Origin of the sequence: Streptomyces sp. NPDC091387, assembly GCF_044756945.1 — a bacterium.
GTDB lineage: Bacteria > Actinomycetota > Actinomycetes > Streptomycetales > Streptomycetaceae > Streptomyces.
In genome coordinates this window covers 1-16,739 of the sequence record NZ_JBIVTZ010000021.1, presented here as the reverse complement: position 1 = coordinate 16,739, position 16,739 = coordinate 1, and the positions used below count along the sequence as shown (strand labels likewise).

16 protein-coding genes and 1 pseudogene are annotated in these 16,739 nt (G+C 66.1%); 11 read left to right on the top strand and 6 right to left on the bottom strand.

Annotated features, from left to right (window positions below; all coding sequences use genetic code 11):
• The first annotated feature begins 197 nt into the window (after positions 1–197).
• On the top strand, positions 198–965 hold the full coding sequence (locus tag ACIQM0_RS33135) for a BTAD domain-containing putative transcriptional regulator (protein WP_401293925.1): 768 nt from the start codon (positions 198–200) through the stop codon (positions 963–965).
• Between the two features lie 28 nt (positions 966–993).
• Positions 994–1,512, top strand: a pseudogene (locus ACIQM0_RS33130) (4'-phosphopantetheinyl transferase); the annotation flags it as partial.
• A 106-nt stretch (positions 1,513–1,618) separates the two neighbouring features.
• Here ACIQM0_RS33130 and ACIQM0_RS33125 read toward each other — a convergent pair.
• Positions 1,619–1,999 carry an ArsR/SmtB family transcription factor gene (locus ACIQM0_RS33125; RefSeq protein ID WP_401293923.1) on the bottom strand — a complete coding sequence of 127 codons (381 nt, stop codon included), beginning with the start codon at positions 1,997–1,999 and terminating at the stop codon, positions 1,619–1,621.
• 138 nt (positions 2,000–2,137) lie between these two features.
• Between ACIQM0_RS33125 and ACIQM0_RS33120 the strand changes: the two genes are divergently transcribed.
• The 4 genes from ACIQM0_RS33120 (at position 2,138) to ACIQM0_RS33105 (ending at position 7,813) form a co-directional block, all read left to right on the top strand.
• Positions 2,138–3,724 carry an MFS transporter gene (locus ACIQM0_RS33120; protein ID WP_401293920.1) on the top strand — a complete coding sequence of 529 codons (1,587 nt, stop codon included), beginning with the start codon at positions 2,138–2,140 and terminating at the stop codon, positions 3,722–3,724.
• Between the two features lie 63 nt (positions 3,725–3,787).
• A complete protein-coding gene (locus ACIQM0_RS33115; protein WP_401293918.1) occupies positions 3,788–5,767 on the top strand; it encodes a 2-oxoacid:acceptor oxidoreductase subunit alpha in 1,980 nt (659 codons plus the stop codon).
• Complete coding sequence (locus ACIQM0_RS33110; protein ID WP_401293915.1) at positions 5,760–6,824, top strand: 2-oxoacid:ferredoxin oxidoreductase subunit beta; 1,065 nt, start codon at positions 5,760–5,762, stop codon at positions 6,822–6,824. Before ACIQM0_RS33115 ends, ACIQM0_RS33110 begins: the two co-directional genes overlap by 8 nt.
• Positions 6,825–6,997: 173 nt before the next feature.
• Positions 6,998–7,813, top strand: coding sequence for a UbiA family prenyltransferase (locus ACIQM0_RS33105; RefSeq protein ID WP_401293912.1), 816 nt, complete (start codon positions 6,998–7,000; stop codon positions 7,811–7,813).
• Positions 7,814–7,827: 14 nt separating this feature from the next.
• On the opposite strand, the gene ACIQM0_RS33100 is transcribed toward ACIQM0_RS33105, so the two are convergent.
• The 3 genes from ACIQM0_RS33100 to ACIQM0_RS33090 all read right to left on the bottom strand — a co-directional run bounded on the left by ACIQM0_RS33100 (position 7,828) and on the right by ACIQM0_RS33090 (position 10,822).
• Positions 7,828–8,469, bottom strand: a complete 642-nt coding sequence (locus tag ACIQM0_RS33100) for a response regulator (protein ID WP_401293909.1) — start codon at positions 8,467–8,469, stop codon at positions 7,828–7,830.
• Positions 8,466–9,473, bottom strand: a complete 1,008-nt coding sequence (locus ACIQM0_RS33095; RefSeq protein ID WP_401293906.1) for a sensor histidine kinase — start codon at positions 9,471–9,473, stop codon at positions 8,466–8,468. Before ACIQM0_RS33095 ends, ACIQM0_RS33100 begins: the two co-directional genes overlap by 4 nt.
• Positions 9,474–9,919: 446 nt before the next feature.
• Entirely contained in the window at positions 9,920–10,822 is a 903-nt protein-coding gene (locus ACIQM0_RS33090) for an MBL fold metallo-hydrolase (RefSeq protein WP_401293903.1), read from the bottom strand.
• A gap of 237 nt (positions 10,823–11,059) precedes the next feature.
• On the opposite strand from ACIQM0_RS33090, the gene ACIQM0_RS33085 reads away from it, so the two are divergent.
• Positions 11,060–11,200 carry a hypothetical protein gene (locus tag ACIQM0_RS33085; protein ID WP_401293901.1) on the top strand — a complete coding sequence of 47 codons (141 nt, stop codon included), beginning with the start codon at positions 11,060–11,062 and terminating at the stop codon, positions 11,198–11,200.
• Here the strand turns inward: ACIQM0_RS33085 and ACIQM0_RS33080 are convergent.
• Positions 11,188–11,343, bottom strand: coding sequence for a hypothetical protein (locus ACIQM0_RS33080; protein WP_401293898.1), 156 nt, complete (start codon positions 11,341–11,343; stop codon positions 11,188–11,190). The two genes, ACIQM0_RS33085 and ACIQM0_RS33080, sit on opposite strands and share 13 nt — an antisense overlap.
• A 52-nt stretch (positions 11,344–11,395) precedes the next feature.
• Between ACIQM0_RS33080 and ACIQM0_RS33075 the strand changes: the two genes are divergently transcribed.
• The 3 genes from ACIQM0_RS33075 to ACIQM0_RS33065 all read left to right on the top strand — a co-directional run bounded on the left by ACIQM0_RS33075 (position 11,396) and on the right by ACIQM0_RS33065 (position 13,716).
• Positions 11,396–11,740, top strand: coding sequence for a transposase (locus ACIQM0_RS33075; RefSeq protein WP_401293895.1), 345 nt, complete (start codon positions 11,396–11,398; stop codon positions 11,738–11,740).
• Positions 11,737–12,669, top strand: coding sequence for an IS3 family transposase (locus ACIQM0_RS33070; RefSeq protein ID WP_401293893.1), 933 nt, complete (start codon positions 11,737–11,739; stop codon positions 12,667–12,669). The genes ACIQM0_RS33075 and ACIQM0_RS33070 overlap by 4 nt, the downstream gene beginning before the upstream one ends.
• Positions 12,670–12,780: 111 nt before the next feature.
• Positions 12,781–13,716 (top strand): hypothetical protein, encoded by a 936-nt coding sequence (locus ACIQM0_RS33065; RefSeq protein WP_401293891.1) that lies wholly within the window; start codon positions 12,781–12,783, stop codon positions 13,714–13,716.
• A 96-nt stretch (positions 13,717–13,812) separates the two neighbouring features.
• On the opposite strand, the gene ACIQM0_RS33060 is transcribed toward ACIQM0_RS33065, so the two are convergent.
• Positions 13,813–14,559, bottom strand: a complete 747-nt coding sequence (locus ACIQM0_RS33060) for a DNA-methyltransferase (protein WP_401293890.1) — start codon at positions 14,557–14,559, stop codon at positions 13,813–13,815.
• A 576-nt stretch (positions 14,560–15,135) separates the two neighbouring features.
• Between ACIQM0_RS33060 and ACIQM0_RS33055 the strand changes: the two genes are divergently transcribed.
• Positions 15,136–16,281 (top strand): C40 family peptidase, encoded by a 1,146-nt coding sequence (locus ACIQM0_RS33055; protein ID WP_401293887.1) that lies wholly within the window; start codon positions 15,136–15,138, stop codon positions 16,279–16,281.
• The last annotated feature ends 458 nt before the right edge of the window (positions 16,282–16,739 follow it).

The window sequence follows — 16,739 nt, the reverse complement described above, 5'->3', positions numbered from 1 at the left end:
AGGCGCGGGGCATCCGTACCTCCCTACCTGTCCACGCCCCGCCAACCGGCGACATGTTTCTTTGGACGCATCCCTGTGCTTCCTGCGAAGCAGTCACATTGAGCAGCGAACCGCAGCTCGATAACTTCAGGCTAAGGGTGATCGCGCGATCGGGGGAAACGAGATCCAGGATCAGGGGATCGGGGGGAGGGCAGCTCATGGCTGGCACGATGAATTTCGGAGTTCTGGGCGCGCTCGAAGTACGACTGGCTGAGCAGGTTTTCATACTGCGAGGCCCGAAACTGAGAAAAGTGCTGGCGCTGTTGGCCCTCCGTATAAATGAGGTCGTCTGTCTCGATGCCCTCATTGATGAGCTGTGGGCGGGAGAACCGCCCGGCAGCGCGGTCACCACGGTCCGTACGCACGTGTACCACCTGCGAAAGTGGCTTGCTGCCCTGCCGGCCGACGACGCGTCCCGGCCGTACATCGACAGCCGTCCGAACGGATATCTGCTTGAGGCCCCGGAGCAATGCGTCGACGCTGACGTGTTTCGGCTGCTCCACCTGCGGGGCCGCGGCCAGCTCCGGGCGAGGCAGATGGAGGATGCGGCCGACACGTTTCACCAGGCGCTGGCACTGTGGCGCGGCCCGGTGCTCGCCGACGTACAGCAGGGACCGGTGCTCGAGCCGCTGGCCGCCGCCCTTTCGGGGTTGCGGGATCAAGTTTTGGAGAGCCGCCTGGAGGCGGACATACGGCGCGGCAGGCACCGGGAGATCGTGGACGAACTGCGGGCTTTGGTTGCCGCGCAGCCGTTCAACGAGTGGATGCACACACAACTGATCAATGCACTAAACCAGTCGGGCCGGCGTGCCGAGGCACTCGTGGCCTATCGGTCGCTGCGGACGCTGCTCAAACGCGAGCTGGGCGTCGAACCGTCCAGCGAGGTGCAGCGGTTGCAGGACCAGATCCTCAAGGGAGTCGTGTGACTGCCGCCGCGAGAAACGCGTCGCGCGCATGATCGAAGACCTGTTGCCAGTCCCGGTCGTCGCCGTCGACGCCTTCCACGTCCCGGACAGCATCGCCCTCTTTCTCGAGGAGGAGGCGACGGCGGCTGGGATGACTGACGCCCGGCGCATGAAGTTCGCAGCGATTCGTGACTGTGCCCGGCAGGGCATGCGGCGGCTGGAGGTTGCTCCGGCTGCCATCCCTCGCGGCCCGGCGGGGGAGCCTGTTTGGCCGACGGGGCTGACCGGCAGCATGACCCACACCGTCGGCTACTACGCCGCGGCGGTTGCCCGCTGCCACGAGGTCTTGTCGATCGGTGTTGATGCCGAACCCGACAAGCCACTACGTCACCAGGGCATGCTGCCGCGGATATCGCTCACGGCGGAGCGAACGTGGGTGGCGAGGCTGCGAGCCCAGAGGCCGGAGGTGAACTGGGACCGGCTTCTTTTCAGTGCGAAGGAGTGCGTCTACAAGACCTGTTTCCCCGTGGTTGGGGCGCTGGGTTTCGGCGACGCTCTGATCATGGTCGATCCGTCGGCGCGTACTTTCCGTGCGCATGTCCTAGTGCCCAGGCGTAGCGGCCGGGAAGTTCAGTCGTTCCGGCTCAATGGCCGGTGGCTGGCGAGGGACGGTCTCATCGTGACCGCGATGGTGATGTGGCGGTCACTGTCGAGCTTGCCTCCCGCTCGGTACGAGCGGGAGCGACCGGGTTCTGTACGACCAGCTCGAGTAGACCCGGGAACCGAGCCTCCAGGTCCTCCCTGCGCAAATGCGCCTTACGACTGTTGCCGCGATCGACCTGCTGCACCAGGCCAGACTCGCGCAGTGTCTTGAAGTGGTGGCTGAGCGTCGACTTGGACACCGGGAACCCGAAGGAAAGGCAGGTGCGCTCGGTGCCTTTGGGAAGCGAGGCGAATGTCCGGATCACCTGGTAACGCAGTGGATCCGACAGGGCGTTCAAAATCGTCAAGAGATCCATCTCGCTCCGGTCCGGGTGACCTTCTGCGTCGGGCATCGCTTCGGCTCCTTCGGTCGATGAGCTCTTGGGATTGAAGGTTTCACTTGCATCGTACCTCCACTTCATGCAAACCTTAGGTTCGACAAATTCCGAACCTAAATGGGTCGGATACCGCTGGAACGGGAGCTTCTTCCAATGACACAAACCGAGTCCGCCCCCTCCGGGGAAGAGGCCGGATCCGCGGAGTTGGCACAAGGAGCGCCTCAGCGGAAGACGCTGATCCTGGGTGCTGTCCTGCTGGCGATCTTCGTCGTACCCACCTCAATCTCCGGCACTGGTGTGGCGCTGCCATACATCGGCGCCGACACGGGCGCCAGCCTGGTGCCATTGCAGTGGGTGGTCAACGCCTTCAATGTGGCCTTTGCCTGCTTCACGCTTGCCTGGGGATCGATCGCCGACATCATCGGCCGTGTCCGGGCCTTCACCGTCGGCGCCGCGATCTATGCCGTCGCCTCGCTCGTCAGCGTCTTCGCCAGCAACGTCTACGTGCTTGACGGCGCCCGCGCACTGGCCGGCATCGGCGGTGCCGCTATCTTCGCCTGTGGTGCCGCTCTACTGTCCACTGTCTTCGAAGGTCCCGCCCGAGGGCGGGCGTTCGCCCTCTTCGGGACCGTGGCGGGCCTCGGCGTGTCCTTCGGCCCCTCCCTGTCCGGCCTGCTGATTGCGGGTGCGGGATGGCGCTGGGTCTTCGCCGTCCACGCCATTGTGCTCGGCCTGGTGCTGCTCGCCATCCCTGCCATGAGCAAGGGCGTCACGGAGACAAGGAACCCGGCCGCACGCATCGACGTGCCAGGCACCGCCTTGTTCGTCGTCGCGATGCTGCTGCTTACCACTGGCATCGCGCAAGGTTCCCAGTGGGGCTGGGCGAGCCCGGGTGTGCTGGGCCTGTTCGTCGGCACAATTGTCGCCTTGGTCCTCTTCGCCGCCGTTGAGAAGCGTCACGCGCACCCGATGCTCGACCTGAGCGTTGTGGCCAATCCTCGCTTCCTCGCTCTGTGCCTTGTGCCGGTCGCCGGATCGTTCGGGTTCGTCACCATGCTGACTTACCTGCCCAGCTACCTCACTGCCGCCAGCGGCTACTCCAGCGGCGCGGCCGGCGCGATCATGGTGCTGCTCACCTCCCCCATGCTGGTCTTCCCGCTGGTCGCTGCGAAGCTCGTGGCCAAGGGCGTGTCTGCGATGAGCATCATCTTCGTCAGCCTGATCTGCCTGGTGGTCGGTGTCGCGGGTCTGTCCCTCTTCTCGCCCGACGTCAACATCGCACTGGTCGCTCTGCCGATGCTTATCACTGGGGCCGGGTATGCCCTTGCTGCGGGCCTGGTCGACGGTGAGGCCCTGAGCCTGGTGGCACCCGAGCGGGCTGGTATGGCCGCAGGCTTTCTCAACACCCTGCGCCTGGGCAGTGAGGCCATCGCGGTGGCTGTCTACGGATCGCTGCTCGCCACTCTCATCATGGGCCGCACCCGCGAAGGAATCGGAGCCTTTCCGGGGGCAGGCGACCCCGCCACCGTGGCCGGAACAGCTGCCAGCGGCAATGTGAGCGGCCCGGCCGAGGCGGTCTCGGAATCGCAGCGCGGAAGCTTCACCGACTTCCTGATCAACGCCTACGATGGTGCCTTTCACAACGTTCTGTGGGTACTTGCCGGGACTTGCCTGGTGCTTCTCGCGGTTATCGTTTTCATGCTCCGCGGCCGACATGCCGCTGTGGCCAGCTCAAAATGACCCCAGGCCGTTCCCAAGGAACGGTCTCTCGCGCGGCTGACACGTGATGAGAGGCGCCTCTGAATGGCAGGGGTGCCTCTCGCCGAATGCCCCCAATGGGGCTCGTCCCGCGGCCTCGCAGTTCGGCGAAATACGGAGAAAGCCGTGACCGGCATAGCGACACAGGGCACGACAGCCGCCCGCGCGGGTGAGAAGGAAGTCCGCCGGCTGGACCGGGTGATCATCCGGTTCGCGGGCGACTCCGGCGACGGTATGCAGCTCACCGGTGACCGGTTCACCTCCGAGACGGCGTCCTTCGGGAACGACCTCTCGACGCTGCCCAACTTCCCTGCCGAGATCCGGGCCCCCGCAGGCACTCTGCCGGGCGTCTCCTCCTTCCAGCTGCACTTCGCCGACCACGACATCCTCACGCCGGGTGACGCGCCGAACGTGCTGGTCGCGATGAACCCGGCCGCCCTCAAGGCGAACATCGAGGACGTGCCGCGCGGCGCCGACATCATCGTCAACACCGACGAGTTCACCAAGCGGCCGATGGCGAAGGTCGGTTACGAGACGAGTCCGCTGGAGGACGGGTCGCTTGAGGCGTACAACGTCCATCCGGTGCCGCTCACCACGCTGACCGTCGAGGCGCTCAAGGAGTACGGCCTCTCCCGCAAGGAGGCCGAGCGCTCGAAGAACATGTTCGCGCTCGGGCTGCTGTCGTGGATGTACCACCGGCCGACCGAGGGGACCGAGAAGTTCCTGCGGCAGAAGTTCGCGAAGAAGCCGCAGATCGCCGAAGCGAACGTGGCAGCCTTCCGGGCCGGGTGGAACTTCGGTGAGACCACCGAGGACTTCGCGGTGAGCTACGAGGTGGCACCCGCGTCGGAGGCGTTCCCCACGGGCACGTACCGCAACATCTCCGGCAACCTCGCCCTCTCCTACGGGCTCGTCGCCGCAGGTAAGCAGGCCGATCTGCCGCTGTATCTGGGGTCGTACCCGATCACCCCGGCCTCGGACATCCTGCACGAGCTGAGCAAGCACAAGAACTTCGGCGTGCGAACCTTCCAGGCCGAGGACGAGATCGCGGGCATCGGCGCCGCGATCGGCGCCGCGTTCGGCGGTTCGCTCGCGGTGACGACCACGTCCGGTCCGGGTGTGGCGCTCAAGTCCGAGGCCATCGGGCTCGCGGTCTCGCTCGAACTGCCGCTGCTCATCATCGACATCCAGCGCGGTGGCCCCTCCACGGGGCTGCCCACCAAGACCGAGCAGGCCGACCTGCTCCAGGCCATGTTCGGCCGCAACGGCGAGGCCCCGGTGCCGATCGTGGCGCCGATGACCCCGGCCGACTGCTTCGACGCCGTGATCGACGCGGCGCGGATCGCATTGCGCTACCGCACCCCGGTCTTCCTGCTCTCCGACGGCTACCTCGCCAACGGTTCCGAGCCGTGGCGCATCCCCGAGACCGACCAGCTCCCCGACCTGCGGGTGCAGTTCGCCGCCGGGCCCAACCACGAACTCGCCGACGGCACCGAGGTGTTCTGGCCGTACAAGCGCGACCCGGAGACCCTGGCCCGCCCCTGGGCCGTACCCGGCATGCCCGGTCTCGAACACCGCATCGGCGGCATCGAGAAGCAGGACGGCACGGGCAACATCTCCTACGACCCGGCCAACCACGACTTCATGGTCCGCACCCGCCAGGCCAAGATCGACGGCATCGAGGTCCCCGACCTGGAGGTCGACGACCCCGCGGGCGCCAGGACCCTGGTGCTCGGCTGGGGTTCGACGTACGGCCCGATCACCGCCGCCGTACGCCGGCTGCGGGCGGCCGGGGCGCCGATCGCCCAGGCCCACCTACGTCACCTCAACCCCTTCCCGAAGAACCTCGGCGAGGTGCTGAAGCGGTACGACAAGGTCGTCGTCCCGGAGATGAACCTCGGTCAGCTGGCGATGCTGCTCCGGGCGAAGTACCTGGTCGACGCCCAGAGTTTCAACCAGGTCAACGGAATGCCGTTCAAGGCCGAGCAGCTCGCCACAGCTCTCAAGGAGGCCATCGATGCCTGACACCAACGAGCTTATCCAGCTGGTGCCCAAGGCCGAGGCGAAGCAGTCCATGAAGGACTTCAAGTCCGACCAGGAAGTGCGCTGGTGCCCGGGCTGCGGTGACTACGCGGTCCTCGCCGCCGTCCAGGGCTTCATGCCCGAGCTGGGCCTGGCGAAGGAGAACATCACCTTCGTCTCCGGCATCGGCTGCTCCTCCCGCTTCCCGTACTACATGAACACGTACGGGATGCACTCCATCCACGGCCGCGCCCCGTCCATCGCGACCGGGCTCGCCACCTCGCGGCGCGACCTGTCGGTCTGGGTCGTCACCGGTGACGGCGACGCGCTGTCCATCGGCGGCAACCACCTGATCCACGCGCTGCGGCGCAACGTCAACCTCAAGATCCTGCTGTTCAACAACCGGATCTACGGGCTGACGAAGGGCCAGTACAGCCCCACGTCCGAGGTCGGCAAGATCACCAAGTCGACGCCGATGGGCTCGCTCGACGCGCCCTTCAACCCGGTGTCGCTGGCGATCGGCGCGGAGGCGTCCTTCGTCGCGCGCACCGTCGACTCCGACCGCAAGCACCTCACGAGCGTGCTGCGCGCGGCGGCCGACCACCCGGGCACGGCGCTGGTGGAGATCTACCAGAACTGCAACATCTTCAACGACGGCGCGTTCGAGGTCCTGAAGGACAAGGACCAGGCGCAGGAGGCCGTGATACGGCTGGAGCACGGCGAGCAGATCCTCTTCGGCGCCGAGGGTTCCAAGGGCGTCGTGCGGGACTCGGTCACCGGCGAGCTCGAAGTGGTCGCGGTCACCGAGGAGAACAAGTCGCAGGTCCTGGTCCACGACGCGCACGCCGCGCCACCGGCCACGGCCTTCGCCCTCTCCCGGCTCGCCGACGCCGACACCCTGCACCACACCCCCATCGGGGTGCTGCGCAGCGTCGTCAGGCCGGTCTACGACACCCTGATGTCCGACCAGCTGGACACCGCCATCGAGCAGAACGGCAAGGGCGACCTCAGCTCCCTGCTCACGGGCAACGACACCTGGACCGTAGGGCCTGTTGGATGAGCTGCGAAGTCCGGAGCCTCACGGCTGACGGCCGTGGGACTTGGAAAGAAGAGCGCCGAAACAGTGCCCCGCGCAGTGTCCGCCGGCGCATGACTGGCGTCGGAGTCTCATGGCGCTCACGCGCTCGCGTCATCTTCTCTCTTGCCTGCCACTGCCTCGCCGAGTCCCGGCCCGTGGTCCAGCTGGTTTTCCTGCTGCGGTTCTTGGTCGGCGTCTTGTGCGTCGAGGCCAGCAGCCGCAGCGGATCAGCACGGGACGTGATGCTTGGAAGTGTGTCGTTGCTCTGCGCGGTGATGGCCTCGTATCTGGTCAACGGCGTGATGGATGTTGCCGAGGACCGGATCAACGGCTCGCAGCGCCCCATCGCGAGCGGGGTGCTGTCGGCCCGGGCGGCTATGAAGGTGGCGGGAGTGCTTGCCGTCATTGCACTCCTGACTGCCTCTTTCGTCCCCGTCGGGATCTGGCTCGTCGGTCTCATCCTGCTGCTGGGTTGCGTCTACTCGGTGCCGCCGGTGGCCGCCAAGCGCTGGACGACAGCCAGCGCCGCCGTGGTGATGTGTACGGGGTTCGTCACCTACCTGGCGGGTGTCGCTGCGGCCGGAGGCGGCGCGGCGACCGTGCCTCTCCTCTTCTGCGCCGTGCTGGCACTGTGGATGGGGTTCGTCGGCGCCGTCACCAAAGACCTCAGCGACACCCACGGCGACGAGGCGGCCGGCCGTCGTACTTTCGCCGTGGTACGCGGTGAGCGGGCCGCCAGACTCTTCGTGGCTGTCTCTGCCCCAGTCTTGGGAGCAGCCGGGCTCGGTCTTGCGCTACTGGGCGACTCAGTGGTGCTCACGGGGGCTGTGCCGCTGGCACTGGGTGCCGGGTGGGTGGCGCTACGGTGCCTACGGCCTTCCCCGAGCAGGGTTCGTGCTCCGTATCACGCGTTCATGATCACGCAGTATTCGGCCAACGCGGGCCTTGCGCTCGGCCTGCTGGCGAACTGATGCGGGACTGCCAATTACCTGCCGATCACGCGGGCGGCCAGCGCCTTGTTGACAGCGTCGAGCCGGGTGGACGCCTCCAGTTTGGCGAAGATATTGCGCAGGTGGCGTTTTACCGTGCCTTCCGTAATGCCGAGCCGTCGGCCGATTTGTCGGTTACTCAAGGCCTCGGCAACACATTCGAGCACTTCGCGTTCTCGCGAGGTGAGGGAAATTGGAGGTTCCGGGCTGACGCGTACATCAGCTCTGGTGGCAGGACGCTGAGAGGTAAACACCGTGGTGCCCCCCGCGACCGTGCTGTGAATGGCGGAGAGGAGCATTTCGCGGCTGGCCGACTTGTGGAGGTAGCCAAACGCACCCTCAGCCAGTAGGGATTGGATCAAATCGTTGTCGTCGTGCATGGTCAGCACGACGACGCGGGCTCCGGGTGCTAGGGCCCGTATCTGCCGAAGGGTGGCCAACGGGCCTGGGCCCGGCATCTCCAGGTCGAGCAAGATAACGTCGGGCTGGATGTCACTGGCCAAGCGCACGGTGCTGGGCCCATCAACTGCCTGACCTACGATCGCCAGGTCGGATTCCTTGGCGAGCATGGTGCACAGGGCGGAACGAAGCAGGGTGTGATCGTCGGCGGCGAGAATCCTTATGGGTGCGTCGCTCACACGCCGACCCTGGCCGCATACCCGGCGGTACTGAGAGGGATGCGAAACCGCACGGATGTGCCCCGGCCGCCTGGGCTTGTGATCGCCAGCGTGCCACCCAGCGCATCGATCCGCTCGCGCATCGCTGTCAGACCGTTGCCCTGGGGCAGGCCCGCTTTCGAGCCACAGATGCCCTTGCCGTTGTCAGTAATGCGGACATCCAGGACGTGAGTGGCAACGGTGACGAGTACACGGACGGCCGAGGCGTTGGCATGGGTGAAGGCGTTGCGCAGGCATTCCCGGGCCACCAGGAAGACCTCGTCACGGTGGAACGACGTCAGCCGCTTTATATCTCCACGCACCTGAATGTCCACCTCGGTTCCGGCAGGGCAGCATACCGCCGTGTAGTCCTCAAGCTGGGCATGAAGACTGGCGGTCATCTGGGGCGCCCGCAGCCCGCTGACGAGGTCCCGGACGAATCCGAAGGTGTCGAAGAGGGAGCTCCGGGCGGAGGCCACTCGGTCCGGGGCGTGCTCCGGTCGTCCCTGTTCCAGCTCATGGAGTTCCAGGTATCGCAGCGCCAGACTGAGGCTGCTGCCGATCCGATCGTGGATATCGCGAGCCAGGCGGCTGCCCTGAGCGGTTGTGATCCTGTTGACCCCACGCATCAGGAAGGCGTCATACCCGATCACCGCTGCTTCTACCCTGGTGTCGATGGCGTGGTGTAAGGCCTTGACTGCGGCGTACATGCGAGGAAGTGCAAGCTCGGCGGGCATACCGGCGAGCATTCCCGGCACCGCATCGAGCACCACGTTTTTCAAGATGCGGGCCGCCCGGAGCGAATCAGCCGCAGGGATGTGAGCGAGCGCGCGCCGCGCCCCCAGCTCCATCGACGCGAACTCCGCGTCCAGTTGGCTTGCCGGGAGCTCCGTGCAGGCCTCGTGGATGGCACGCTGACAGTCCGCCACAATGTTCCGTGCCTGCTGTTCGCACTCCGACCAGACGGTCTCGTCGAGGGTCAGCATGTTTCCCGACGCCCGAAGTGCGTCGGAGTATGTGGCGATAATTCCGTTTGTGATCTCTGGTGAGCAAACACTGCATATTGGTATTTTCATGGCCTGACTTGTCCCCCTTTTGTACCTACGAGCTCCGGTCCAGCGGGTTACAGGGCGTTCCGCCCTCCGCATCTCGATCGTCGCGCGCTCAATTATATGCGTGCATGTGTCCACTAGTTAAGTGATTTTTGAACCTCTGGTTACCACTGGGTCGCTGTGACCTGCGGCGGTGATGACCGATCAGGGCATGAACGTTCATCAGGCATGCCTCCGCCTGGCCGAAGAGGCATGCTCGTCAGAGCGTCAGAGCGGGGTCGCGTCGTTGAGTCCCCGACCCGTAAACGTGATCGACCGGATCACATCCAGGTCTGCTACGGACTTTGCGCGGCGCTGCGCGAGATTAACCAGAGATAATGTCAGGAGCTGGAAGCGCCATCGCCCAGTGTGAGGGGCTCCCAGCGATGCCGGCAACCCTCCGTGGAAACCTGTCCGAAGAGGACGTCAGCGAAGTGGCCGCTGAATCCCAAGGTGTCCGGCCTGGCCAGCTCATCGATAATCCGCAGCCGAGTCTTTACGGCCATGTCCTGGCGGGAGTCGACGAGCACCTGCCATTCCGGGTGCTCGACCTGGACGGCACTGTGCATGGCGTCGCCGATGACTACCAGTCGGCGGCCCCCAGAAGTGATGGTATACGAGGTGTGACCGGCTGTATGGCCCGGAGTGATCCAAGCGGTGACGCCTGGGAACACCTCCTGGCCATCCGCGGCGTCGACGGTCCGATCCTGAAGTACCCGAGCGGCCGCAGGCGAGCCGCCCTCGCGCCAACCCGCCCATTCGATGGCGGATGTGACGAGGCGTGCGTTCGCAAAGAAAGGCTGTGGCAGGTTGCGCGCCGAGCTGAAGGCCCAGCCCACGTGGTCCTCGTGCAGGTGAGTGAAGGCGACGGTGTCAATTGCGTCGGGAGTCACGCCGTGCGCAGCGAGATTGGCGGGGAACAGACCCCCTTCCTCAGCACCGAGGAAGGGGTAACTGTCAGCCGGAGCAGTCTGGCGCTCCCCGTAGCCGGTGTCGATCAGCAAGGCCCGGTCTCGGTACTCAACGAGCAGTCCGCCGACGGACGCCACAAGGTAGCCCGCATCGTCGAGATGGCCGGAATGTCGCTTCCAGGTCTCGGCGGTGGTCTTCGGGAACCAGGCGCGTGGGATTAGCTGCACGAAGCCATCTGGGAGATAGGTCAGGCGGTGCTCACCCAGGTCAAGCGAACGAACCGGGGAGACTCGGCGGAAGCGCTCGTCGGGCTCGATGCGGTTGTTGGTCATTTCGGCCGAATGGTGTGAGTGACACGCGCCATCTAGCATTTCTCACACGCTACATGAGCCGTGACGTGTGTTTCAACGTGCCTTTGAACACGTCGAATAGCGGGAACGGTCGACTAAGCGGGCACTGGCCCCGCCAGAGGAACGTGCCGTGGCCGTGCCGGCCGTGCGTCCCGGCTGCCCGACGCTTGGTTGTCGGCGGGAGTGGTAAGGGACATGCCAGCAGATACCCGCTGTCGCATGCCGCCAGTCGTGGTCCGGCTCAAGTGCACAGGCAGCTATCTGCACGGGCTGTTCGCCCGGCTCAAGCAGGGCCTCGCCGCCGCAGAGACCTCGGCCATGCGTGAGCACGCCTTGTCCCTGCGGGGCTACAGGTCCTGATGGCGATCGTCGACGCGCTCACGAGGAGCAAGCTCGTCCTCGCCCAAGCTGTCTCGGTCGACAAGTGCAAGCTCGTCCTCGTCCTTGACGAATTGGAATCGACCGGCTTGGTCCGGCACCGCCTTGACCTCGCGGATCGTCACTGACTATCCCCTCGTAGCGTGGAGTCCGTGATTGCAGGGGAAGTTGGGTTTCATGGGGTCGAAGAAGAAGCCGCCGTACGATGCCGAGTTCCGTGAGGGCGCCGTGCGCATCGTGGTCGAGACCGGGAAGCAGGTCGGGGACGTGGCCGAGGAGCTCGGCTTCAACCCGGGCACGCTCCACAGCTGGGTGTCGCGGTGGCGCCGTAACGGGACGACGTCCTCGGACCGGCCCGTACAACCGGCTGCTGCTGCCGGTGGCGGCGGGCGGGTGCGGGAGGCCGAGCGGGCCGAGCTGGAGCGGTTGCGGCGGGAGATGGGCGAGAAGAACAAGGGGATCCGGGAGCTGGAGATGGAGCGTGATGTCTTCAAGCGATGCATGGCCCTCTGGGTGAAGTGACCGAGAACGCTCCGGAGGCGGTGGTCGTCTTCATCGGTAACCAGAGGGTCGAGCACGGCGTCCCGCACCGGTTGTCCTGCCGGGTGGTCGGAGTGAGCGAGGCGTGGTTCTACAAGTGGCGCCGGCGTCCGGACGAGCCGACGAAACGCGAGGTCAGGCGGGCTCGGCTGGAGGAGCGGATCCTGCATTTCTTCGGTGAGTCCGGTCGCACTTACGGCTCGCCGAGGATCACGCAGGATCTGTGGGCGGAGGGCTGGCAGGTGTCGGTGAACACGGTCGCGGAGGTCATGGCCGAGCTCGGCCTGCAGGGCCGCAAGCCGCCGAAGAGGCGCCGGTCGCTGACCCGGCAGGGCAAGCGGAAGGCCGCGCCTGACCTGGTGCATCGCCGGTTCGACGCGGTCGCTCCGGACCTGCTCTGGTACGGCGACATGACGGAGATCGAGACCGGCGAAGGCAAGATTTTCCTGGCCACGGTCATCGACGCGTTCTCACGCCGCTGCCTCGGCTACGCCATGGGCGAGCATCATGACGCGGTCCTGGTCGGAGCGTCGTTGAAGATGGCGGCGGCGACACGGGGCGGCCAGGTCGACGGGACGATCTTCCACAGCGACAGGGGAAGTGAGTACACATCAGAGGCGTACAACACCCTGTGTGACCGCCTGGGCGTGGTGCAGTCCATGGGGCGGGTGGGATCGGCCTTGGACAACGCCGCCGCGGAATCGTTCAACTCGCTGACCAAGGTCGAGTACATCCACCGCCACTGGTTCGCCACCCGGACCGAGGCCCGACTGAAGATCGCCACCTGGATCACCGGGTTCTACAACCCAAGACGAAGGCACAGCGCGGCCGACGGACTCCCGCCGGAAGAGTTCGAACGGATCATCACCGAAGCACGCAACCAGAGCGGCCAGAGTTGCCAGGCCGCATAGGAAGAGGACTCTACGAAACCAGGGGATTGACAGGCGGCTCCTCCCCGTCTGGAATTTCCATCCGCCCGTTTCGCTTGCTTCTCCTGTACCGATCACGGGAGGGGGACGGTGATGGCCGAGCTGATGTTGTTCCGGCGAGAGGCAGGCGGGCGGGACGTCGAGCTGCCCGGTTCGACGGTGGCGCTGGAGGTCGAACTGCAGCGGCGGGTGGAGGCCGGCCTGGACGCGATGCTCGGCATCCGGTTCTTGGCGACGGAGTACCCGACCGGTCCGTGGCACCGGGGCCGGATCGACACGCTCGGGCTAGACGAGAACGGCACCCCGGTAGTGATCGAGTTCAAGAAGGGCTACGACAGCGGGGTGCTGTCGCAGGCCGTCTCCTACCTCTCCTGGCTGGAGTCGGCGCACCACGAGTTCGAGGCGCTCGTGCGGGGAGTGCTGGGCGCGGAGGCCGCCGAGTCGGTCGACTGGCGTCGACCGCGGATGGTCTGCATCGCGGCCGGCTTCTCCTACCACGACCGTGTGGCCGTCCAGCGGCTCCCCGAGCGGATCGACCTGGTGCGCTACCGCGTCTTCGATGGTGATCTGCTGAGCCTGTTGCTCGTGGACTCCTCGCCCGGCTCGGCGAATGCCGCTTCGTCTCGGCGAAACCGGGAGCGGGACACGGCGGCCGTCAGCGTGCCGTCAGTCCCGGTGCCTTCCACACCGTCGGGCGCGGGTCTCGTCCCGGCGTGCTTGCGGGACCTGTACTCGGAGTTGGACGACGCACTCACGGCGTGGGGCGAGGTCGAGGTGGCGCTGCTCAGGCACTACATCGCCTACCGGCTGCTGGTGAATGTCGCCTCCGTGATCTTCCGTCCGAAGCACGCGGCGATCCTCGTCTACCTCAGACTCGACCCGGACACGGTCGCCCTGGAGCAAGGCTTCACCCGCGACATGCGCGGCATCGGGCACCTCGGGACCGGAGACCTGGAGGTCCGCCTCGCCTCGGCGGCCGACCTGGAGAAGGCGGCCCCTCTAATCAGGCGAGCGTTCGAGGCGGCCTGACGCAGGCAGAAGGGCGGCTGGTGCATCGGTTACTCGATGCGCCAGCCGCCCTTTGGCGTCTGTGGTCCCCGGGCCCCGGGCTCTCCGCTCTCATGATCACTCCTCCGGTCCCGCCAGGACGAAGTCGTCCTGCCTCAGCTCCGCACGGAGCCGCTGCTCCGCCACGTCGGCGTAGTGCGAGGACAGCTCGACCCCTACGAACCGGCGTCCCTCGCGGAGGGCCGCAATCCCAGTGGAACCGCTGCCGGTGAAGGGGTCGAGGACGGTCCCGCCCTCGGGGCAGATCTGCACGAGCTGCTGCATGATCTCGACCGGCTTCTGTGTGATGTGCACCCGATCCTTGCGCGGCTGCGAGGCGATGAAATGGCCGGGCAGGTAAAGGTCCCGGTCCTTCGCCAGGCTTCCCTTGACGCCCCAGGCGATGAACTCGGCCGACTGCTTGAATCCTCCCTTGCGGGGCCGGCTGGCGGGCTTGATCCACGGGATCGTGCCGCTCCAGGTCCAGCCCGCCATCTGCAGGGCGTCGGAGGTAGTCGGCTCCTGGCGCCAGTCGGAGAAGACGATGGCGACCGAGTGCTCGGTGGAAGCCCGGTACGCCTCGGTAAGCAGCGCCGTCAGCCAGCTCCGATAGCTCCTCTGGTCGCGGTTCTCTCCGGGGAAGTTCTGCAGGTCGTGTGCCGAGTTGCTGGTGACGTACTTGGCTCGTGCAGTACGACCAGTGCGGTCCGAGCTGGTACGTCCGCCCGAGTTGTACGGCGGGTCGGTAATCACGGCGTTGACGCTCTCGTCCGGCAGGGTCTTCAGCACGGTGAGGGCATCGCCTCGGTGCAGCGTGTAGCTCATGTGCGGGGCCTCTTTCAGGGCACGGCGGGACTGGACCCGTTCCGGACGTCACTCAACAGCGGTCACGTCGCGCAGGGTTGGGCCGGACGTTAACGGCGAATTCCGGCCGCACCTAACGACCCGTGTCGCTGGCCGAGGCCGCTGCCGAGGTCGTTTGGTGCGGCCGGATTCCCGGTTTACTATCTCGCCATATCACCGGGGCAGAGCAGCGCTCCACCCCTGCTGAGCTGTGTTTATCCGTGCTGTCTCGTCCAAATGACCGGCGCGATAGGAACATTCGCGCCCCGTCCGAACAGCCGTGAGGAGATCCGGTGTACCGCCTGAGATTACGAGCGCGGCTGGCTGCCGCGCATGGCCCAAAACCGGTGTCCGGGAGCTACGAACTCCCTGCACCGGGCTCGCCCTGAGAGGCGGATTCACATCGGCGCGGTGCCGACGGCTTTGCACGAGAAGTCGGCACCGCGCCTCCTACGAACCACGAGGAGCCGCTGCGATGCAGCATGCCCTGACACCCCCACGCCCCGACCCAACACCGCTGTCCGTCGGCCACCGCCGAACCGGTGAACGGCAGCGGCGATGAAGAAGACCACCGGAGCCGTCGTCGGTCTCTTCGCATCCGGCCCGCTGCTGCTGGCCGTTCCCATCCTCGCCATCGGTGCGGGTTCGGCTTCGGCCTCCTGCTCGACCGGCGGTGCACAGTCTGTGGATACCGCTGCCGTTGCTTCACAGGTGAAGGCCATCCTGGACGGTGGCGACAAGGGCGCGGTCTCCGTCGCGGGGCTTGATGACCCTGCCGACCAGGTCCCCAACGCCAAGACGATCCAGGCCACCGGCGTCGCGATGAACATTCCGGCCCGTGGGCAAGTCGTGGCCCTGGCTACCGCGCTGCAGGAAAGTGGCCTGCGGAACCTGACCTACGGCGACCGTGATTCGCTGGGACTGTTCCAGCAGCGGCCGTCGCAGGGATGGGGCACGGCGAACGAGATCCTCGATCCGGTGCACTCCTCGACCAAGTTCTACGAGGGGCTGCAGAAGGTCTCGGGCTGGGAGTCCCTGTCCGTCACCCAGGCTGCTCAGGCCGTACAGCGGTCGGGGTTCCCGGAGGCGTATGCCAAGTGGGAGCCGCTGGCCACCGCCCTGCAGAAGGCCATCGCGCCCCTGCTGTCGAAGTCCGGCGGCGGGTCGCCGAGCCCGTCTCCGTCTGGCTCTGCTGACACCGAGACCGCTCCATCCGATATCGCGGGCGGTTGTACGGCCGGCGGGGACGGAACCGACTTCGGAACAATCCCGCCGCGCGCGGTGCCGGCGGAGTACAAGATCCCAGCGGATGCCCCGGCGAAGGTCCAGACGGCGATTCGCTGGGCCCTCGGCCAGCTCAAGACGCCGTACCAGTGGGGCGGGAGCTGCACCGACTCCCATGGGCCCGGCCCCATGGGCCGGTGCGACTGCTCCTCTCTCATGCAGCAGGCGTACAAGGCCGCCGGAGTCACCCTGACGCGCACCACGTACACGCAGGTCAAGGAGGGCAAGGCGACGTCGGCCGATGCCCTCAAGCCGGGTGACCTCGTCTTCACCGAGGGAACGGCCGAAGTCCCCGAGCACGTCGGAATGTTCATCGGCCAGGGCCTGATCGTCAACGCCCCGCACACCGGTGACGTGGTGCGTATCGCGACGCTCGCGTCCTGGAAGTCGCAGATTCTCGCGGCCCGCCGAGTCGTCTGAACGGCACCTGTAGGTTCCGAATAGAGATGTCGTTTTCCAAGTGACTTGTCATCAACTTGCGAGCTACACCGCACCCGCCATCGCCGGGGGCTCGCCTCCTCACCTCTTGGCTGAAACCGCACTCAGCTCGCAGTTACTACCTGCGCAGCGAACGAGACAGCCCGCGTACCGAATGTCCGCCTTGGTCCCAAGACTCGCTACGCGAACCCTTCACAGCCCACCGGTGGCTGGCGCGTCTGAACCACGGACGCCCTCGGCGACATCAACTTCCTGAAGAATCCGATAGCTCGCCCGGACGAACCCCCGACAAGAAACCTGGACAACACTCAGAAGCCCCAGGTCATGCGGACACCGGACGACAACTGAGAGGGCGGTATGCGAGTTTTTGCCTTGCATCTGACTCTGCTACGGGATTGGCGTGCAGACCAGGGCTGTTAACGAGCGCCGGTTGCACGGCG